This window comes from Staphylococcus sp. 231237_7MaSpsaltlick (assembly GCF_043107035.1).
Map to the genome: position 1 here is coordinate 323,110 of NZ_JBICNX010000006.1, position 22,188 is coordinate 345,297.

17 protein-coding genes, 2 tRNA genes, 1 riboswitch and 1 other annotated feature are annotated in these 22,188 nt (G+C 35.6%); of the genes, 18 read left to right on the top strand and 1 reads right to left on the bottom strand.

Translation table 11 applies throughout. The features are described from left to right. The first annotated feature begins 158 nt into the window (after positions 1-158). The 10 genes from hutH (at position 159) to ACF91D_RS14345 (ending at position 12,743) form a co-directional block, all read left to right on the top strand. Complete coding sequence (gene hutH / locus ACF91D_RS14300) at positions 159-1,661, top strand: histidine ammonia-lyase (RefSeq protein ID WP_392437234.1); 1,503 nt, start codon at positions 159-161, stop codon at positions 1,659-1,661. 69 nt (positions 1,662-1,730) lie between these two features. Next, positions 1,731-1,928, top strand: a binding site (T-box leader). Between the two features lie 68 nt (positions 1,929-1,996). Further along, positions 1,997-3,280 carry a serine--tRNA ligase gene (serS, locus tag ACF91D_RS14305; protein ID WP_107526792.1) on the top strand — a complete coding sequence of 428 codons (1,284 nt, stop codon included), beginning with the start codon at positions 1,997-1,999 and terminating at the stop codon, positions 3,278-3,280. Between the two features lie 508 nt (positions 3,281-3,788). Beyond that, positions 3,789-4,484: an AzlC family ABC transporter permease gene (locus ACF91D_RS14310; protein WP_107526793.1), complete on the top strand. Its 696-nt coding sequence runs from the start codon at positions 3,789-3,791 to the stop codon at positions 4,482-4,484. Further along, positions 4,481-4,810, top strand: a complete 330-nt coding sequence (locus tag ACF91D_RS14315; RefSeq protein ID WP_107526794.1) for an AzlD domain-containing protein — start codon at positions 4,481-4,483, stop codon at positions 4,808-4,810. The genes ACF91D_RS14310 and ACF91D_RS14315 overlap by 4 nt, the downstream gene beginning before the upstream one ends. Before the next feature lie 94 nt (positions 4,811-4,904). Beyond that, a riboswitch (SAM riboswitch) is annotated at positions 4,905-5,010 on the top strand. A 62-nt stretch (positions 5,011-5,072) separates the two neighbouring features. Next, positions 5,073-6,041, top strand: coding sequence for a homoserine O-acetyltransferase MetX (metX, locus tag ACF91D_RS14320; RefSeq protein ID WP_042737801.1), 969 nt, complete (start codon positions 5,073-5,075; stop codon positions 6,039-6,041). A gap of 338 nt (positions 6,042-6,379) precedes the next feature. Beyond that, a complete protein-coding gene (locus ACF91D_RS14325; RefSeq protein WP_182476701.1) occupies positions 6,380-7,306 on the top strand; it encodes a DUF2232 domain-containing protein in 927 nt (308 codons plus the stop codon). Positions 7,307-7,320: 14 nt separating this feature from the next. Further along, positions 7,321-9,288 (top strand): DHH family phosphoesterase, encoded by a 1,968-nt coding sequence (locus ACF91D_RS14330; RefSeq protein ID WP_042737803.1) that lies wholly within the window; start codon positions 7,321-7,323, stop codon positions 9,286-9,288. Then, positions 9,285-9,731 carry a 50S ribosomal protein L9 gene (gene rplI, locus ACF91D_RS14335; RefSeq protein WP_107589826.1) on the top strand — a complete coding sequence of 149 codons (447 nt, stop codon included), beginning with the start codon at positions 9,285-9,287 and terminating at the stop codon, positions 9,729-9,731. Before ACF91D_RS14330 ends, rplI begins: the two co-directional genes overlap by 4 nt. Before the next feature lie 30 nt (positions 9,732-9,761). Further along, positions 9,762-11,162, top strand: coding sequence for a replicative DNA helicase (dnaB, locus tag ACF91D_RS14340; RefSeq protein ID WP_107589827.1), 1,401 nt, complete (start codon positions 9,762-9,764; stop codon positions 11,160-11,162). A gap of 291 nt (positions 11,163-11,453) precedes the next feature. Continuing rightward, positions 11,454-12,743 carry an adenylosuccinate synthase gene (locus tag ACF91D_RS14345; RefSeq protein WP_107589828.1) on the top strand — a complete coding sequence of 430 codons (1,290 nt, stop codon included), beginning with the start codon at positions 11,454-11,456 and terminating at the stop codon, positions 12,741-12,743. A gap of 95 nt (positions 12,744-12,838) precedes the next feature. On the opposite strand, the gene ACF91D_RS14350 is transcribed toward ACF91D_RS14345, so the two are convergent. Next, a complete protein-coding gene (locus ACF91D_RS14350; RefSeq protein ID WP_107589829.1) occupies positions 12,839-14,053 on the bottom strand; it encodes a macrolide family glycosyltransferase in 1,215 nt (404 codons plus the stop codon). Positions 14,054-14,450: 397 nt separating this feature from the next. On the opposite strand from ACF91D_RS14350, the gene ACF91D_RS14355 reads away from it, so the two are divergent. The 8 genes from ACF91D_RS14355 to ACF91D_RS14390 all read left to right on the top strand — a co-directional run bounded on the left by ACF91D_RS14355 (position 14,451) and on the right by ACF91D_RS14390 (position 22,055). After that, positions 14,451-14,525, top strand: a tRNA-Glu gene (locus ACF91D_RS14355). An 8-nt stretch (positions 14,526-14,533) separates the two neighbouring features. After that, a tRNA-Asp gene (locus ACF91D_RS14360) sits at positions 14,534-14,606 on the top strand. A 138-nt stretch (positions 14,607-14,744) separates the two neighbouring features. Beyond that, positions 14,745-15,200, top strand: coding sequence for a winged helix DNA-binding protein (locus tag ACF91D_RS14365; RefSeq protein ID WP_107589830.1), 456 nt, complete (start codon positions 14,745-14,747; stop codon positions 15,198-15,200). Positions 15,201-15,665: 465 nt separating this feature from the next. Then, complete coding sequence (locus ACF91D_RS14370) at positions 15,666-17,072, top strand: DHA2 family efflux MFS transporter permease subunit (protein ID WP_107589831.1); 1,407 nt, start codon at positions 15,666-15,668, stop codon at positions 17,070-17,072. A gap of 320 nt (positions 17,073-17,392) precedes the next feature. After that, a complete protein-coding gene (gene yycF / locus ACF91D_RS14375; protein ID WP_042737808.1) occupies positions 17,393-18,094 on the top strand; it encodes a response regulator YycF in 702 nt (233 codons plus the stop codon). A gap of 12 nt (positions 18,095-18,106) precedes the next feature. After that, positions 18,107-19,945: a cell wall metabolism sensor histidine kinase WalK gene (gene walK / locus ACF91D_RS14380; RefSeq protein WP_107512266.1), complete on the top strand. Its 1,839-nt coding sequence runs from the start codon at positions 18,107-18,109 to the stop codon at positions 19,943-19,945. Continuing rightward, entirely contained in the window at positions 19,935-21,272 is a 1,338-nt protein-coding gene (locus ACF91D_RS14385) for a YycH family regulatory protein (RefSeq protein ID WP_042737810.1), read from the top strand. Before walK ends, ACF91D_RS14385 begins: the two co-directional genes overlap by 11 nt. Next, complete coding sequence (locus tag ACF91D_RS14390) at positions 21,273-22,055, top strand: two-component system regulatory protein YycI (RefSeq protein ID WP_107526798.1); 783 nt, start codon at positions 21,273-21,275, stop codon at positions 22,053-22,055. Positions 22,056-22,188: the final 133 nt, after the last annotated feature.

Sequence of the window (22,188 nt, forward strand, 5' to 3'; positions counted from 1 at the left end):
GTTTGTTTACGATAAATTAATATTAAGTAAAACTTTACCCTATTAAATCAGTAATTTAATACCATATTACGGATATTTCAAAAGCTATTGTTTATAGAAAATTGTAAGCGTATACTCGTGTTAATTGTTATAGCACTTAAAATAAAGGAGATGGGAAAATGACATTACAATTAACTGGGGATACATTGACGATTTCGGATATTAAACAATTCTTAAGTGATGAAGATAAAGTTGAAGTGACAGCTGCAGCCTATGAACGTGTTAAACAAAGTCGTGCAACTGTTGAAGATATAATCGCTAATAAAGAAACAATATATGGAATTACAACAGGTTTTGGATTGTTTAGTGATGTACGTATCGATGAAGGTGAATACAATCAACTTCAAGTAAATCTCATTCGTTCTCATGCTTGTGGTATTGGTAAACCATTTTCTGAAGAAGTTGCATTAGTGATGATGTTGCTGAGATTAAATACCTTATTAAAGGGGCGTTCTGGAGCGACGGTCGATTTAATTGAACAACTCATATTTTATATCAATAATCGAATTATACCTGTCATTCCGCAACAAGGATCACTTGGTGCTTCAGGAGATTTAGCACCACTATCTCATTTAGCTTTAGCACTTATCGGTGAAGGTAGTGTTTATTTCAATGGAGAGGAAGTAGACAGTCGGTACGTCTTAAATAAATTGAATCATCAACCGTTACAATTACAAGCTAAAGAAGGTTTAGCATTGATTAATGGGACTCAAGCGATGACTGCGCAAGGTGTAATCAGTTATATTGAAGCGGAAAGTTTAGCCTATCAATCTGAATGGATTGCTGCGTTTACACATCAGGCTTTAAACGGCATAGTAGATGCCTATAATGAGCATGTACATAAAGTTAGAAACTTCCAAGAACAAATGGAAGTAGCAGAGCGTATGTTAGACTGGCTAGAAGGCTCTGAATTGACAACACGTCAAGGTGAAATACGCGTTCAGGATGCCTATACTTTACGCTGTATTCCACAAATTCACGGAGCTAGTTTCCAAGTATTGAATTATGTTAAGGAAAAATTAGAATTTGAAATGAACGCTGCGAACGACAACCCACTTATCTTCGATGAAGGTGATGAAACACTTGTGATATCTGGGGGTAATTTTCATGGTCAGCCCGTAGCCTTCGCATTAGACTTCTTAAAGCTCGGAGTGAGCGAATTAGCTAATGTTTCAGAACGTCGTTTAGAACGCCTAGTCAATCCACAATTAAATAACGGATTGCCTGCTTTCTTAAGCCCTAAACCAGGATTGCAAAGTGGTGCTATGATTATGCAATATGCCGCTGCTAGTTTAGTCTCAGAAAATAAAACACTTGCCCATCCTGCTAGTGTTGACTCAATTCCCTCTTCTGCCAATCAAGAAGATCATGTATCTATGGGGACAATTGCTTCACGTCACGGATATCAAATTATTGAAAACGCAAGACGTGTCTTAGCAATTGAAGCAATTATAGGCTTGCAAGCAGTTGAGTATAAAGACATCGATAAACTGTCACCTAAAACGTATGAAAAATATCAAACTTTACGTCATATTTGTCCATCAATTACAGAAGATCGACAATTTCATAAAGATATTGAAGCAGTTGCACAATATTTACGTGATGCTGCATATAATGAATAAAATAAGTTGTTATAAATAAGCTCTCTCTTGAAAATAATAATGTTATTTGCTATATTTAAAACAACTTAATAAGATATTGTTCGTGGGACAAGTAGTATTAATATCGTGATTTCAGAGAGCTTGTGGTTAGTGAGAACAAGTAATCATGTTTAATATGAATCTACCTACTTATATGTGAACAATCGGTTTTAGCCGTTATTTTAGTGAGAGCGCAGTCTATAATGACTGTTAAATAGGGTGGCAACGCGTCAAGACCACGTCCCTTGTAATTAGGGGATGTGGTCTTTTTTTGTTACTATCCAATAGATATAAATTTGATGAGAGGATGAAATCATATGTTAGATATAAAATTATTCCGTAGTGAACCTGATTTTGTTAAAGAAAAAGTTGTAAAACGTGGTATGGAAGAAAGTGTTGTGGATGATGTTTTAGAATTAGATGACAAACGTCGTCAACTTATTGCACAAGCTGAGGAAATGAAAGCTGAGCGTAATAAAGTCAGTGGTGAAATCGCGCAAAAGAAACGTAATAAAGAAGATGCAGATGATGCCATTGCTGCAATGCGTAAATTAGGTGATGAAATTAAGGTATTGGATGATACTTTAAACCAAGTTGATCAAGAATTAAATGATAAATTGTCACGCATTCCAAATGTAATTCAAGATGATGTACCTGAAGGTGCTTCAGATGAGGATAATGTTGAACTTAAACGTTGGGGAACACCTCGTGAATTTGACTTTGATGCAAAAGCACATTGGGATTTAGTAGAAGATTTAAAAATGGTTAACTTTGAACGTGCTGCAAAAGTATCAGGTGCCCGTTTCGTATTTTTAACAGGCGAAGGTGCGCAACTAGAACGTGCGTTAATGAACTATATGGTCACAAAGCATACAACACAACATGGTTATACTGAAATGATGGTGCCACAATTAGTAAATGCTGATTCAATGTATGGTACAGGTCAATTGCCTAAATTTGAAGAAGATTTATTTAAAGTTGAAAAGGAAGGTCTATACACAATTCCAACTGCGGAAGTACCATTAACGAACTACTACCGTAATGAAATTATTGGTCCAGATGAATTACCAGCGAAATTTACTGCACAGTCAGCATGTTACCGTAGTGAAGCAGGATCAGCAGGTAGAGACACACGTGGTTTAATTCGTTTGCATCAATTTGATAAAGTTGAAATGGTTCGCTTTGAAAAGCCAGAAGATTCATTTGAGGCATTAGAGGAAATGACAACACACGCTGAAGCAATTCTCGAAGAATTAGGCTTACCATATCGACGTGTAATCTTATGTACTGGAGACATTGGCTTTGGTTCAAGTAAGACATTTGATTTAGAAGTATGGTTACCAAGCTATAATGATTATAAAGAAATCAGTTCTTGTTCAAACATTACTGATTTCCAAGCAAGACGTGCGAATATTAGATTTAAACGTGATAAAAATGCCAAGCCAGAATTAGTACACACGTTAAATGGTAGTGGTTTAGCAGTAGGTAGAACCTTTGCTGCTATTGTCGAAAACTATCAAAATGAAGATGGTTCAGTAACTGTTCCAGAAGCTCTTGTTCCTTATATGGGTGGCAAGACTGTAATTAGACCAGTTAAATAATTAAAATGAAATAATAAATGAAACGTCGGAGATGTACAGTTTTCTGACAAATGAAAAGGCAATTTCTTTTGAGATTGCCTTTTTTATTTGTCATGATTTATACAATTTGCGTTTTGTCAGTATGGTGATTTAGCAATAAGACATATCGACCAAGCTTTTATATAGACGAACCACACTAATACAAAATATTGAACCAACTTTTGGTCTAGTTAGTTATTTTTTAAAATATAGGAACTAAGCAATTTTCCATTATCATAAGAGGGTAGGGGAGGTGTAATGATATAAAAAAGGTTAAAAATCAAACAAATAGTAGGGTTGTTAGACCTATTTCTGCCAGTTGGTCTAAATTAATTCGAGTCTATAAAATAATTTAAAATTGAAGGAATAGCAATGTTTTTAGACGGTGGTTTGTCTTACGTCACACATACCGAAGTCTAAAAGATATGGTTGTTTTTAAATGTTTGTAATAGAATGTGAATATCAAAATACATCAACAAGGGGTGAGATGATGAAAGAACATATCACATTTAAACAAGGCGTTAAAGAATGTATCCCCACTTTGTTAGGCTATGCTGGTGTTGGATTATCATTTGGAATTGTTGCTGTAGCCTCTGGCTTTAGTATTCTTGAAATTATATTATTGTGCTTAGTGATTTACGCTGGTGCTGCTCAATTTATAATTTGCACATTGGTCATCTCAGGGACACCCATAACGGCTATTGTACTTACAGCATTCATAGTTAACTCGAGAATGTTTTTATTAAGCATGACATTAGCTCCGAATTATAAAGATTATGGATTGTTAAATCGGTTAGGGCTTTCTTCGCTTATAACTGATGAGACATTTGGTGTAGCTATCACGCCACATTTAAAAGGTGAGAAGATAAATGATAGATGGCTACACGGTTTAAATATTACAGCGTATTTATTTTGGACAGTGTCATCTGTTGCAGGTGCTATATTTGGCAAATACATACAACATCCGGATGCTTTAGGGTTAGACTTTGCAATCACAGCAATGTTTATCTTTCTAGCGGTATCTCAATTTGAAGCGGTAAAGCGCTCACATATTAGAATTTACTTTGTCTTAATTATCTGTGTTGTAGTTATGATGTTGTTGTTCAGTTTATTTATGCCGTCATACTTAGCGATTATTTTAGCTTCAGTTGTTGCGGCAATGCTTGGGGTGGTGATGGATAAATGACGACTTCTCTACATATGCTTATTATCATTTTGTTGTGTGGGTTAGTTACATGGTTAACAAGGGTTATCCCTTTTATATTAATCACGAAAATACAGTTGTCTGAAAAGGTCGTCAAATGGCTCTCATTTATTCCAATTACACTATTCACGGCATTAATTATAGATGGCGTTATAGAGCAACATGACAATGGGCTTGGCTACACATTAAATTTCCCATTTATTATAACGATGATACCTACAATCTTAATTGCAGTTATCACACGTAGTCTAACCTTTACAATTATTGGGGGCATTTTAATAATGGCACTCTTAAGATGGCTATTTTAAATAATTCATTGATGTAAGAGTTAATATCCGTTAGAATGACAATAATTAGAAAATTATGACATCTTTTATATGAGATGCATATAAATAAAATAAAATCTTATTTCGAGAAGCAGAGGGACTTGGCCCGTTGAAGCTTCAGCAACCGGCTATATAAGATGTAGTACGGTGCTAATACCAACGAGATACTCGAATGATAAGTATAGTTAAACTTCTTACTTATTTTTAGAGTGAGGAGTTTTTTTATTTAAGTAGGAGGTAAAAAATGACAAATTATACGGTTGATACATTAGAATTGGGACCATTTACGACTGAATCTGGTGAAACGATAGCAAATTTGAAGTTACGCTATGAGCATGTGGGTTTTCAAGGGCAACCGCTTGTAGTAGTTTGCCATGCATTAACAGGCAATCATCTGACATATGGTACGAATGAAGATCCTGGATGGTGGCGTGAAATTATTGATGGTGGATACATGCCAATTCATGATTATCAGTTCTTAACATTTAATGTTATTGGTAGTCCATATGGTTCAAGTTCTGCACTCAATGATGTAGATTTTCCTAAACAATTAACGTTGAGAGATATTGTCAAAGCTATTGAACTAGGTATCGAAACACTAGGGTATCGAAAGATTAATATATTAATCGGTGGCTCTTTAGGTGGCATGCAGGCGATGGAACTTTTGTATAACCGTAAATTTGAAGTAGAGAAAGCAGTAATCCTAGCTGCTACTGATCGAACGTCATCTTATAGTCGTGCATTCAATGAAATCGCAAGACAGGCTATTCTGCTTGATAACAAAGAAGGAATGAGTATCGCAAGACAGTTAGGATTCTTAACCTATCGTTCATCAAAAAGTTATGACAAACGTTTCACACCTGATCAAGTAGTTGCGTATCAGAAACACCAAGGCGATAAATTTAAACAACATTTCGCGTCTGAGTGTTACTTAACACTGCTCGACGTCTTAGATAGCCATGATTTAGATAGAGGAAGAGATGACGTGGATGCTGTGTTTGGCTCACTTGATACAAAGGTCATGACAATGGGTTTCACCGATGATTTACTCTACCCAGATGATTTAGTTAAGGCAGTAGGAGAACGCTTTAAATACCATAAACATTTCTTTGTTCCTGATAATGTTGGGCACGATGGTTTCTTGCTTAATTTTAATGATTGGGCACCTAATTTATATCATTTCTTAAACTTATCTAAATTTAAACGTAAATAATATTGAGGTTATTGAATATTTATTGAAATATGGGCAGTGCATAATGACATCTGACTCGTTGTGAGTTGTTATTAGGCATTGCCCTTTTTGATTTTAAAAAAGTTGAAATAATAGATTCGAGAAGTATGGAATTTAGAAGGCAAAAAGCAATGATGGAATAATCATTAATCCATGTAATCAGTAATCTAGTTTGATAGAGACGATTTCTGAATTTGCAGTAAATCAAAGGGGATGTTAAAAGATGTTATCAGATCATTAATTCTTCTATATAAAATGGGTCGGTAAAATTGTGTAAAAGATTTAAATTGGTTAAAATGGTAGTTATAGTCAAAAATAGTATAGGAGTGGCGAACTTGTTTTCAAAAATATATCCTAAAGCAACTATTCTTAGCATAATTGCTTTCATAGTAGTAGCTTTAGCTTTACATATATTACCACCGCTAGGACTGGTACTCGCATTATTTGCTACGATACCAGGTATCATCTTATGGCACAAATCAAACGAGTCGTTTGGCTTAGCAGCGGTTATATCGGTTGTCTTAACAACATTATTAGGTAATATATTTGTGCTAAGTATATTGGTCCTCATTATTTTCTTGAGCTTTATCGTAGGCCAATTGTTAAAAGAACGTACGTCAAAAGAACGTATTTTATATGTTACAACTACATTTATGAGTATCGTTTCACTTATCGCGATTATGTTATTACAGACTTTTGATAAATTACCAAAAGCCTCTGCAATCATCAATCCAGTGAAACAACAAATGCATCAACTTATAACAGAGTCGGCAGTCTCCGGAGATTCTAAAATGATTCTTGAAGAAGGTTTCCGCCAATTTGCAGTACAATTACCGAGTTATATTGTGATTGCAGTTTTTCTACTTATATTGATTAATCTTATTATTACATTTCCAATCTTACGTAAATTCAAAGTTGCTACACCAATCTTCAAACCATTATATGCATGGCAGATGAAACGCTCGATATTAGTCATCTATATTATTGTGCTGTTTTGTGTTATGTTTGCTACCCAATCGGGTACTTTTCAAAGTGTCGTATTAAACTTTGAAATTGTGTTATCATTATGTATGTATATTCAAGGGTTGAGTGTTATTCACTTTTTTGGAAAAGCAAAATCAATGCCGCTTGCACTTACGATTATTTTAATGGTGATTGGGACAATATTAACGCCATTTACACATATCGTGGGACTCATTGGATTGGTAGATTTATGCTTTAACCTGAAAAGCATCATTAAAAAATGATTTGGGGTGGAAAAATGAACCGTCAATCCACTAAAAAAGCGTTGATTTTACCATTTATTATTTTGGCACTCACAGCAATCGCACTCGTTGTTGTTTGGTTTATCTTTAACCAATTAGTCGCAGGAATTGCGACCGTTGTTTTAGTGTTTGTCATCATAGCGACAGCCTGGATGGTAAGACAAGCTTTTCGGAAATTAGACTATTACGTCAATAATCTCAGTGGACATATTTCTGCAGGTAACAACATTGCTATTAAGACGTTACCTATCGGTATGATTATCTTAGATGAAAATGAAAACATAGAGTGGATGAACCAGTTTATGTCGGATCGTTTGAGTCGTAATGTGATTTCGGATCCAGTTAATGAAGTATATCCAAATATTTTAAAGCAATTAGAAAAAACACAAGAAGTAGAAATTGAAGAGAATGAATACCACTATCGTGTGCGTTATTCAGAAAGTGAACATGTATTGTATTTCTTCGATATAACTGAAGAAGTACAGACAAATGATTTATATGAAGAATCTAAACCAATTATCGCGACATTGTTCTTAGATAACTACGATGAAATTACACAGAATATGAATGATACACAGCGTTCTGAAATCAACTCGATGGTAACACGTGTAATCAGTAGATGGGCAGAGGAACATGATGTTTACTTTAAACGTTATAGTTCAGACCAATTTGTCGCTTATTTAAATCAACGTATTTTAAAGGAAATTGAAGATGCTAACTTTAGCATTTTAGGACAGCTCCGTGAGAAGAGTGTGGGTTATCGTGCTCAACTGACATTGAGTATTGGTGTCGGTGAAGGCTCTGAAAATCTTATCGACTTAGGTGAACTATCGCAATCCGGCTTAGATTTAGCACTTGGCCGTGGTGGTGACCAAGTTGCAATTAAAAATATGAACGGTAATGTACGTTTCTACGGTGGTAAGACTGACCCAATGGAAAAACGTACGCGTGTTAGAGCTCGAGTTATCTCACATGCCTTGAAAGATATCTTAATGGAAGGTGACAAAGTCATTATCATGGGTCATACACGACCTGATTTAGATGCAATCGGTGGTGCAATTGGTGTGTCACGCTTTGCAATGATGAATAACTTAGATGCCTACATAGTATTGAATGAATCAGATATCGATCCAACCTTACGACGTGTAATGGAAGCGGTCAATGAAAAGCCTGAACTTAAAGAGCGATTTATTACTTCTGATGAAGCATGGGATATCATGACCTCTAAGACAACGCTTGTTGTAGTCGATACACATAAACCAGAGATGGTACTAGATGAAAACATTCTAAACAAGGCCAATCGTAAAGTGGTTATTGATCACCATAGACGTGGTGAAAGCTTTATCTCTAGCCCGTTACTAGTGTATATGGAACCATATGCAAGTTCTACTGCAGAGTTAGTGACAGAATTATTAGAATATCAACCAACTGAGCAACGTTTAACACGTCTCGAATCGACAATTATGTTTGCCGGTATCATCGTTGACACACGTAACTTTACGTTGCGTACAGGTTCTAGAACCTTTGATGCAGCAAGTTATTTAAGAGCGCATGGTGCGGATACAATTCTGACACAGCATTTCTTGAAAGATGATATCGACACATATATTAATAGAACTGAATTGATTCAAACAGTTAAGTTACAAGACAATGGTGTTGCCATCGCACATGGTTCGGAAGATAAAATTTATCATCCCGTCACGGTTGCACAAGCTGCCGATGAGCTGTTAAGTTTAGATGGCGTAGATGCTTCTTATGTAGTAGCCAAACGTGAAGATGACGTCGTCGGTATGTCTGCCCGTTCTTTAGGTGCAGTTAACGTTCAATTAACGATGGAAGCCTTAGGTGGTGGCGGTCACTTAACAAACGCTGCAACACAAATTAAAGGTGTAACTGTAGAAGAAGCAATCGATCAACTTCAAGAAGCAATAACAGAACAAATGAGTAGGAGTGAGAATACATGAAAGTAATATTCACACAAGACGTTAAAGGTAAAGGTAAAAAAGGCGAAGTTAAAGAAGTACCAGTAGGCTACGCAAATAACTTCTTATTGAAGAAAAATTACGCAATTGAAGCAACACCAGGAAACTTAAAACAATTAGAACAAAAGAATAAAGCAGCAGAAGCTGAACGCCAACAAGAAATTGAAGACGCTAAAAAGCTAAAAGAACAATTAACTGAAATCGAAGTTAAAGTATCAGCTAAAACAGGTGAAGGTGGTAAATTGTTCGGTTCTGTAAGTACAAAGCAAATCGCACAAGCCTTACTAGACCAACACAATATCAAAATTGATAAACGTAAAATGGATCTACCAAGCGGTATCCACGCGTTAGGTTATACCAACGTACCTGTGAAGCTAGACAAAGAAGTAGAAGGTACAATTCGTGTGCACACAGTTGAACAATAATAACGAATTGAAATATGAGGTGTAATCGTAATGGATGGAATGTATGAACAAAATCAAATGCCGCACAGCAATGAGGCTGAACAGTCTGTATTAGGTGCCATTATCATAGATCCAGAATTGATTAACACAACTCAGGAAGTCTTACTTCCTGAGTCATTTTATAGAGGCGCACATCAACACATCTTTAGAGCGATGATGAACCTCAACGAAGATAATAAAGATATAGATGTCGTAACAATCATGGATCAATTGTCACAAGAAGGGCGATTGAATGAAGCGGGTGGTCCGCAGTATCTTGCCGAGCTATCCAGTAGCGTTCCGACCACTCGAAACATACAATACTATACAGAAATTGTGTTTAAGCATGCTACCAAACGAAAGTTAATACAAACTGCAGATAGTATTGCGAATGATGGTTATAATGACGAACTTGAATTAGATGCAATTTTAAATGATGCAGAAAGAAGAATCTTAGAACTATCATCTTCACGTGAAAGTGATGGTTTTAAAGATATACGTGATGTACTTGGTGAAGTATATGAAAATGCCGAAGTATTAGATCAAAACAGTGGTCAAACACCTGGTGTCCCGACAGGTTATCGTGACCTAGACCAGATGACTGCAGGGTTTAATCGCAGCGATTTAATTATTTTAGCGGCACGTCCATCAGTTGGTAAGACTGCCTTCGCACTGAATATCGCGCAGAAAGTTGCGACACATGAAGATCATTATTCAGTTGGAATCTTTTCACTCGAGATGGGTGCCGATCAATTGGCCACACGTATGATTTGTAGCTCAGGTAACGTAGACTCGAACCGCTTAAGAACAGGTTCAATGACCGAAGAGGACTGGAATCGATTTACGATTGCCGTTGGTAAACTATCAAGAACGAAGATATTTATCGATGATACACCAGGGATTCGTATTACCGATATACGTTCAAAATGTCGCCGTCTCAAACAAGAACACGGCTTAGATATGATTGTAATTGACTATTTACAATTAATTTCCGGTAGTGGTTCACGATTTTCAGATAATCGTCAACAAGAAGTATCTGAAATATCGCGTACATTAAAGGCGATTGCCAGAGAACTTGAATGTCCGGTTATTGCGTTGAGTCAGTTATCACGTGGTGTTGAACAACGACAAGATAAACGTCCAATGATGAGTGATATTCGTGAATCTGGTTCGATAGAGCAAGATGCCGATATCGTAGCCTTTTTATATCGTGATGATTACTATAATCGTGGCGAGGATGAAGACGACGATGACGATGCAAACTTTGAACCACAGACAAATGATGAAAACGGTGAAATAGAAATTATAATTGCCAAGCAACGTAACGGCCCAACGGGTACCGTGAAATTACACTTTATGAAGCAATATAATAAATTTACCGACATCGATTACGCCCATGCAGAAATGGGCTAACAAAATTTTATAAAAAATATTTTCCCGTACGATAAATTAGTTTTGTTCTTAATCGTACGGTTTTTGTTTGTATTTATTCATATTAAAGTTATGGAAGTATGTGTCGTAAAATATTAAAAATGATAGTTGAAACCTTGGTATTACTATGATTAAGCTATATAGAAATAAAATTACTTGCAACAAAGAATTTTGAAAATTACAAAAAATCAATGTTCGATTTTTGTTTGCATTATAACTATGCTATTGGTAGAATACTTAGTGGTTAATTGAGAAAAACTTGGAGGTGCTCATATGTCATCAATCGTAGTCGTTGGGACACAATGGGGAGACGAAGGTAAAGGTAAAATCACAGATTTCTTAGCAGAACAAGCAGACGTTATTGCACGTTTTTCAGGCGGTAATAACGCAGGCCACACAATTAAATTTGGTGGAGAAACGTACAAATTGCACTTAGTACCATCTGGTATTTTCTATAAAGAAAAACTTGCAGTCATCGGTAACGGTGTTGTAGTAGATCCAGTTGCTTTATTAAAAGAGTTAGACGGTTTAAATGAAAGAGGTATTTCTACAGATAATTTACGTATTTCTAATCGTGCTCAAGTTATTTTACCTTATCACTTAAAACAAGATGAATATGAAGAAGAACGCCGCGGAGATAATAAAATCGGCACAACTAAAAAAGGTATCGGTCCTGCTTATGTAGACAAAGCACAACGTATCGGTATTCGTGTTGCTGATTTATTAGATAAAGAAACATTTGAAAAATTATTAAAAGAGAATATTGAATACAAAGATGCATATTTCAAAGGTATGTTTGGTAAATCATGTCCTTCATTTGATGAAATTTTCGAAGCATATTATGCTGCGGGACAACGTTTAGCATCATTCGTAACAGATACAGCAAAAGTATTAGATGATGCATTTGTCGCAGACGAAAAGGTATTATTCGAAGGTGCACAAGGCGTTATGTTAGATATTGACCATGGTACATACCCATTTGTTACTTCTAGTAATCCAGTTGCAGGTAACGTAACTGTAGGTGGCGGTGTTGGTCCAACATTCGTATCAAAAGTAATTGGCGTATGTAAAGCCTATACATCACGTGTTGGTGACGGCCCATTCCCAACTGAATTATTTGATGAAGATGGACATCATATCCGTGAAGTTGGCCGCGAATATGGTACAACAACAGGACGTCCACGTCGTGTGGGTTGGTTTGACTCTGTTGTATTACGTCATTCACGCCGTGCAAGTGGTATCACAGATTTATCTATCAACTCTATTGACGTATTAACAGGTCTTGAAAATGTTAAGATTTGTACTGCATACGAATTAGATGGAGAAGAAATCACTGAATACCCAGCAAACTTAAAGGACTTACAACGTTGTAAACCAATCTTTGAAACATTACCAGGTTGGACAGAAGATGTCACAAGCTGTCGTTCACTAGATGAATTACCAGATAATGCACGCAGATATTTAGAGCGCATTTCTGAACTATGTAACGTGAAGATTTCAATCTTCTCAGTAGGTCCAGACCGTAATCAAACAAACTTATTAGAAGATTTATGGGAAGCATAAATCATTAAATAATAAAGAAAACACCTTGTAGTATCCAGTCACTTGATAAAGTAAAGTGCCTATGGAAATTACAAGGTGTTTTTAGTTTTTAATAATTAAACTTGGGGACAAAACTCATTGCGAAATTCAAAAATACGATCAGCAGCCAAGACATAACCTGGTTTATCACTGTGTTGATCATCCTTAATGTTAGCGATATTTGCTTTATATTGTTCTAGGTGTTCTAACATGGCTTGTACCGTTTGCTGTAATTCAGCAGGTGTCATTGTTTCAGCATCTAAACGTTGTCCTAATCCTAAATCTTCAATTTGCTTAGAAACGACGGGTTGGTCAGCACTTTGAGGAAATGCTAACATCGGCACACCCATTTTCATGGCTTCATTTGTACTATTCATACCCGCATGTGTTAAGAATAATGAGGTATGCTGTAAGAGCTCTACTTGAGGCACTGTTGGCTTGATAATAAAATTGGATGGTACTTCATTGAAATCATTCAAACTGTTCTCATTCCCTATTGAAACGACTACAGTAGCGTCAATATCCTTTAAAGCTGTAAAACATTTATTAAAGAATGGAATATTTTGATTAAAAATTGTACCTAATGAAATATAAATAACTGGACGACTTGTATCAAGTTCATCCATAAATCCTGAATCTGTAGGTTCTAAAACAGAAGGACCAGCAAAGTAAAATTGAGAATTATCAAATGATTGATAGTCGAGTTGGAATTTTTTCATAATATAAGATAGGTGTAAATCTCCTGGATTATACATGACTTCAAAACGATTCGGTACAGAAACATCATATTTAGCTTCAATTTGCTTTCTTAAAGTTTCAAAGTGTGCATCAGATTTCGCGATATCTTCTGAATCGATTGTAGCTGCAATTGCATTTAAAAATTGGTCGAAACTTTCTTTATTATGTGCGAATGATGTCACTGATGAAATTGCAGGAATATTTAACTTCTGAGCTAATAATCTACCACAACCAAACATCGAGTCATAAATCATATAATCATAATGCTCATCTTTAGTTTCTTCAATAAGGCGAGGTAACATCATATCAACAGTATTTAATAAACCATTCACTACTTGGTATAAATTATCCTTGCCAAATTCTCTAAACGCTTCAATCATTTCATCCGTATTAAATGTACGTATCTCTACACCAGTGTCGTTCAATTTATCTTGAAATTGATCACTCGCATAATATACAATTTCTTCACCACGTGCCACCAATTCCTTACATAACGCAGCAGTTGGATTAATATGTCCAGAAGGACCAGGATTAATAAATAATACTCGTGCCATTTAATTTCCTCCTAAAAAGCTTTAATTTGTTACCGTATTAATTCTAGATGAAATAAATTTTATTTTCTAATAATTTATATTCATTTAGTAATTTTAATTTTAAAAAATAAATTATTAAGCATCGTTTATGCATTGATGATAGATGACGGCACAATTTGATGTATTGTATGTTATATCATATGTAAGAGATATGTAATCAGTACATACTTGATTGTTAATAAGTTAGAAAATGCTTGTCAAAAAAGCTTGGAAGTCGTTGAATTAAAGACGATAACCAGTAAAAAATACGTTTTGCACACTTTATACAATTAAGTTAGAAAATTATACTTAAAAAAGTTTAAAAAAGAGCTTGTCTTTCATGATGAGAGTTGCTATAATTTATTTTGTGCTTAAGACAGGCTCCTTGGTCAAGCGGTTAAGACACCGCCCTTTCACGGCGGTAACACGGGTTCGAGTCCCGTAGGAGTCACCATTTTTTTAGGTCTCGTAGTGTAGCGGTTAACACGCCTGCCTGTCACGCAGGAGATCGCGGGTTCGATTCCCGTCGAGACCGTATTGCCCATCCAATAGGATGGGCATTTTTTTATATAATCATAAAATTTGATTTGAACTTAAACGAGAAAATCCCTAAAATGATGAGAGAATAGATTATTAATGCTATAAGTTAAAGATGAGGGAAAGGTGTGTACATATGAATCAACATAAACGATCAACAAATACTGATTTGATTAATCTCATTAGTGATCGACACAATGAGGTTCGACAAAAGGTTGAGTATCTGACGACACAACAATTATCTAAAATCCATTTTAGCAGTTCAGAGTGGTACTTAATTACAATTATCCAATATGGTAGTCCATCCTTAGCAGAACTTACACGTACCATTAATTTAACACGACAAGCTATTCATAAAGTAGTGAAGCAATTACAGCAGAAGGCAGTCGTTCAAATTGAAGCTGTACCTAATAATAAAAAGGAAAAGCGTGTAACTTTGACGCCACTGGGTGTCACATACTATGAGCAATATATAGCAAATAAAGAACGATTAATCATGCATATTGGCAAAGTGATTGGTATATCAGAATTAGCCCAATTGCAAGATTTATTACAACAAGATTGGCAATTACAATCATTTGATACAGAATAGCGATGAGTATATTTAACAGAATTTGAACCTGTTAGACATGCTCATTTTCTTTATTTTATTTTTGTCAACTAGGTTGACAAAAAATACGAAATTTTGCTAAAGTAAGTAGGTCAGTCTGATGAATACATAGATCATTTATGAAATTTTATGTTATGTGTGAAACTACGCACTAAAGTGTAGATTAAGTGTGATTGTCTCGATTAGAAATGATAATAAATATCGGTATGACAAATTTTCACAACCGCCAGCATAGAATTTCTATTATATATGCTATTCATAGCACGATGAATAAATGAATGGAAATATAGAATAAGTCATAATTTATGTAGTGTATGTATATTCTAAATAAAAGTCAGAAGTAAAATGTGAAATTAAACTAATGCTGACTGCGCAAACATGAATATAAAACTTACATACGCACATGTATACTTGTACCTTCGTTTACCATAAAAAGGAGTATATCAAATGGCAACACAAGTTAACGTAAAAAATCCCAAAATGTACGCACTTGTCTTAATGATTGGTGGATTTATGGGACTCTTCAGTGAAACAGCACTTAATATGGCACTTACCGACATTATGGAAGACTTTCAAGTCCCTGCAGCAACAGTACAATGGTTAACGACAGGATATTTGCTCGTCATGGCATGTCTTGTACCAGCTTCATCCTATCTCATTAAGTGGTTTAGCACGAAATCACTTATTATTTTCGGCATTCTCTTATCTTTATTAGGCGTTGTGATTGGTGCTATGGCACCCAACTTCACTTTACTATTACTTGGACGTATCATTCAGGCTTTAGGCACAGGTATATTACTACCAATAATGGTGACCGTCTTAATGTTAATTTTCCCTATTGAAAAACGTGGTGCCATTATGGGTATTATGGGTCTTGTGATTACAGCAGGACCAGCACTAGGACCAACACTTTCAGGAATTATTATTTCCGCATCAAGCTGGCATTATATCTTTTGGATAAGCGCAGTGTTATATCTTATCGTGTTAGTCTTAGCCATTTCCAAAACAGAACACGTGGGTGAAATATCCAAGCCAAAAATTGACATTTTATCCATTTGTTTATCGACAATAGGTTTCGCAGGATTAATCTTTGCATTAAGTTCAATGGCAGAAGCAGCATTTACCGAACTCATCGTCTGCTTACCATTAGTCATTGGTGTGATGACACTCGCGCTGTTTGTGATACGTCAATTCAAGATTGATTCACCGATGCTCAATTTGAATGTATTTAGATATCCGATGTTCGTGCTTGGAGCGGCAATGGTATTTATTACCACTCTATGTATTTTATCGACAGGGATTTTACTACCACTCTATTTGAAGGGGGCATTACTCTTTAGTGCTGTAATCGCCGGATTAATTTTATTACCAGGCAACGCAGTGAATTTAGTGCTTTCGCCAATTGTAGGATCACTATTTGACCGCTTCGGTGCACGCTATTTCGGCATTATAGGCTACTTGTTGATGTTTATAGCAGCGCTCACATTTGTATTAACTATTACTGTACATACACCTGTTTGGCTGATTATCTTATTAATTATGGTTCTATTCTTTGGTATAACTATGGTGATGATGCCAGCACAAACCAATGCGTTAAACCAGTTACCACATGATTTATACGCAGATGGTTCAGCGACGATTACAACATTGATTCAAGTAGGTGGCTCAGCAGGAACTGCAATTGCCATTACAATTTACACTACTGCAATGAAGTCATTTGGGTTAGCGCATCCAAGTGTAGGTCAAGAAGTGGTATTAGCTCATGGCGTCCAATTTACATTCATCTTCATTACAATATTGACCATAATTGGCTGGATACTTTCATTGTTTGTAAGAAAGACACCACAAGCTTAATATTTTGAAAATGACTCAATTTTAAGGGTATGAATATACAGTAACGACGACTACGTTAAATACTGTGTGTTCATGCCCTTATTTTTGGTTATAAGCAATAAACTCGAAGGAAGATTGATAATTATATAGACTGTATTTACTTATGAATAGACGGAAAATATCTATTTGTTCATAACAATGTTATAATTTTACAATCTACAAATATAACTTTTTATTTACAACAATAGAATTAGACCTTTATAAATGGTAAATTATATAATAAGGAACTGTGTAGATTCTGAAATAAAAAGTACTACAATTTAGAAATGAGGTTTATAAATATGGCTAGAAAAGTTGTTGTAGTCGATGATGAAAAACCAATTGCAGATATTCTTGAATTTAATTTAAAAAAAGAAGGCTACGAAGTATTTTGCGCCTACGACGGAAATGATGCGGTAGACCTAATATATGATGAAGAACCAGATATCGTATTACTCGACATTATGTTACCAGGTCGAGATGGTATGGAAGTATGCCGCGAAGTGCGTAAGAAATACGAAATGCCAATCATTATGTTAACAGCAAAAGATTCAGAAATAGATAAAGTGTTAGGTCTTGAACTTGGCGCAGATGATTATGTGACGAAGCCATTTAGTACACGTGAATTAATCGCTCGTGTTAAAGCCAATTTACGCCGACACTATTCACAACCAGCACAAGAGGTGAATGATACATCAAACGAAATCGTCATCAAAGACATCGTCATATACCCAGATGCTTATTCTATTAAAAAACGTGGCGATGATATTGAATTAACACATCGTGAATTTGAATTATTCCATTATTTGTCTAAACACATGGGACAAGTTATGACACGTGAGCACCTTTTACAAACCGTATGGGGCTATGACTATTTTGGTGATGTACGTACAGTGGATGTAACGATTAGACGTTTACGTGAGAAGATTGAAGACGATCCATCTCATCCTGAATATATCGTGACACGTCGTGGTGTCGGGTATTTCTTACAACAACATGATTAGAGGACGTCATCGATGAATTGGCTCAAACATTTTCAATCCTTACACACGAAGCTTGTTATCGTCTATGTATTGCTGATAATTATCGGTATGCAAATTATCGGTCTATACTTTACCAATAGTCTAGAAAAAGAATTAACACAAACATTTAAAAACAATATCTCGCAATATGCGAAACAAATTGAGATTAATATAGAAAAAGTATATGACACAGACAGTGGTAACGGCGTCAATGCGCAAAAAGAAGTTCAAAACTTATTAAACGAGTACGCTAATAGACAAGAAATAGAAGAAATCCGTTTTATTGATAAAGATCAAATTATTATGGCCACTTCAAAGCAGTCTACCCACAGTCTAATTAATCAAAAAGCGAACGATAGCTCCATCCAAAAAGCACTTTCTTTAGGAGAAATCAATAGCCACCAAGTATTAAAGGATTACGGTAATGGTAAACAACGTGTATGGGTTTATAACTTACCTGTTAAGACATCCAATCATGGTACGATAGGTGACGTCTATATAGAAGCAGATATTAACGACGTATTTAATCAACTGAGTAACATTACGCAAATCTTTATTGTCGGTACAGGTATTTCGTTGTTAATCACAGTTATTCTTGGATTCTTTATCGCGAGAACGATTACCAAGCCAATTACTGATATGAGAAACCAAACGGTAGAAATGTCGAAAGGTAATTACACGCAACGTGTGAAGATTTACGGTAATGACGAAATCGGTGAACTAGCACTCGCATTTAACAATTTGTCAAAACGAGTACAAGAAGCACAAGCCAATACCGAAAGTGAAAAACGTCGTCTAGATTCAGTCATTACTCACATGAGTGATGGTATTATTGCGACCGACCGTCGTGGACGTGTACGTATCGTTAATGATATGGCACTGACAATGATGGGCACCGTTAAAGAAGATATTATCGGACATTATATGTTAAATGTCTTAAAGTTAGAGGAAGACTTTTCACTAGATGAAATTCATGAAAATAACGACAGCTTCTTATTAGATATTAATGAGGCTGAAGGTATTATTGCGCGTGTTAACTTCAGTACAATCGTGCAAGAGACTGGCTTTGTAACGGGGTACATCGCCGTGCTACATGATGTTACTGAACAACAACAAGTAGAACGCGAACGTCGAGAATTCGTAGCCAATGTTTCACACGAATTACGTACACCATTGACATCTATGAATAGTTACATTGAAGCATTAGAAGAAGGCGCGTGGAAAGACGATAACTTAGCACCACAATTCCTCTCAGTTACTAGAGAAGAAACAGAACGTATGATTCGTTTAGTAAATGATTTACTACAATTGTCTAAAATGGATAATGAATCAGATCAAATTACGAAAGAAATTGTCGACTTTAACATGTTTATTAATAAGATTATTAATAGACATGAAATGGCAGCTAAAGATACGACATTCATTAGAGAAATTCCAAATCAAACAATCTTCACAGAAATTGATCCAGATAAGATGACCCAAGTGTTCGACAACGTCATTACTAACGCAATGAAATACTCACGTGGCGAAAAGCGTGTAGAGTTTCACGTGAAACAGAATGCCTTGTATAACCGTATGACTATTCGAGTTAAGGATAACGGTATTGGTATTCCAATCAATAAGGTAGATAAGATTTTTGATCGATTCTACCGAGTGGATAAAGCACGTACACGTAAGATGGGTGGTACAGGCTTAGGACTAGCTATTTCCAAGGAAATAGTAGAAGCGCATCATGGACGTATTTGGGCTAACAGTGTAGAAGGACAAGGTACATCTATCTTTATTACACTGCCATGTGAAGTATTAGAAGATGGTGATTGGGATGCGGAGTAAAGAGTTCATTAAATCCATTATCTTACTAATCCTTGTTCTTATGAGTGCCGTGCTCACTTATATGACCTGGAACTTCTCACCTGATTTGACGAATGTCGATAAACAAGAAGACAGTAGCGAAGATAGACCACATACAATTGGGAAACCAATGAAAGATGGTATGGAACAAGTAGTCACACCTTACCAAGTGATTCATTCACAAGGTGAAAAGACCAAAGGCATGGAAGCAACAAGACAAAACATCAAAGACATTATTAAACCATTAAAGAATCAACGCGTGACACAATCAGAACAAATGCATAGTAATCACAATCTGATTATTCCAGATTTAAGCGATGATTTTCTCGTGTTAGATTTCACATACGACATGCCTTTAGCGACCTACTTAGGTCAAGTACTAAACGTAAACGCTAAAGTACCAAATAATTTCAAATTTAACCGTTTACTAATCGATAAGAGTATAGATGGTAAAGTGAAACTATATGCGATAAGCAAAGATAGACACAACGTCGTACGTATGGCTACGACTGCTAAGCAAAGCAAATTCACTAAACAATTGAAAGCAATGCAGTCGAGTCTACAACCTTATACAGAAATTATCACCAACAAAGACACGATAGATAAGGCAACACATATCTTTGCGCCAAGTTCACCGAAAAAGATGAAATCATATCATACAATCTATAATCATATTAGTGTAGATACAATGAATGCCATCCTATTTAATGATTCCGTTGTCGTGCGCAGTTCGAAAAGCGGTACTACGACTTACAATAATAATACCGGTGTGGCCAATTATAACGATGAAACTGAAAAATATCGCTATACTAACTTGTCAGAAGATGAAAATCGTTCAACAAACATGAAAGACAGCATTCCAAGTACATTTGATTACCTCAACAATCACGGAGGTTTCACCGACGACTTTAGACTATTTAGTACAGATAACAAGAAAGGTGACCTAACATATCAAATGTTCCTCAATGGACGTCCAACATTTAACGATGATGATCTGAACAATATCAAGATTGCATGGGGCGACAAAGGTGTCTTTAGTTATGCACGTGCATTGCTTAAGACCAATGTAACCATTGATAGTGGTGAGTCTGAGAAGCGGTTACCTGGTGCTGAAACCGTACGTTCAGAATTAGCTAACAATCCTAGTATTGATTTTGAAAAGGTAACCGATATGACGATTGGTTACAAAATGGAAAATCAACCAGATAAAAGCAATATTGAAATTCAACGTAATAGTGAGTTCAAACCACAATGGTACATCGAATACGAAGGAAAATGGCGACCATATACAGATGGGAGGCTAGAATAAATGAACTGGAAACGCGCAAAAACACTCTTTATTTTCGTCTTTATTCTAGTTAACATTAGCCTCGTGATTATCTATGTTGATAAAGTTAATAAATCACATATTAATGATAGTGATGACGAAAATGCAGTAAACTTTAAACAAGAAGAAATTCAAATCCCAGAACACTTACCTAGCGTTAAAGACTTGAAAATGCAGTTACTCACTGCGCGCTCATACGATTTCAGTTCATACGTTAAATCACATTCTGACGTTTCTAGCGCTAAGTCTGGCGGTACACTTAAAGGCGATATTAGTGATGCAATAGACGTTAGTAATGATCAATATACAGGATTAAAGACCTACGCTAAAGATCATATATATAAAGGCGAAGATTACGAAATGAGTAAGATTGATGACGATAGCGTAACCTTTGAACAAACGTATGATAATTATCCTATTATGAACAATAATCGAGCACGCCTGAAATTTAACGTGAATGATAGTGGCAAAGCGTCTAGTTATACACAAACAGCTATGAAATCAATTGAGCCATCGAAAGGTGCAAATAACGATAAGAAACAAGTTATTACAGCTAGAAGCGCAATAGAAGCCTTGTACTATAATCGTTACTTGAAACGTAATGACGAAGTAACCAATGCAAGATTAGGCTACTATACCGTTGTTAAAGAACCGAACGTTCAAGTATTAGAAGCCAACTGGGAAATTAAAGTAAAACATAAAGACGAAATTAAGACCTACTACGTCGAGGCAGTCTCAGATAGTCCAAAAATTATTGAAGAATAAGCTTTGTGATAGTGTCGTGAGAGATAAATTGCAAAGTTTAAAATTCTCGTAGTAGACATATAATGAAATTGACGCACATCTTTGATAAGATGTGCGTTTTTTTGTGTAGTAAATAAAAAGAAGTTATAGCATA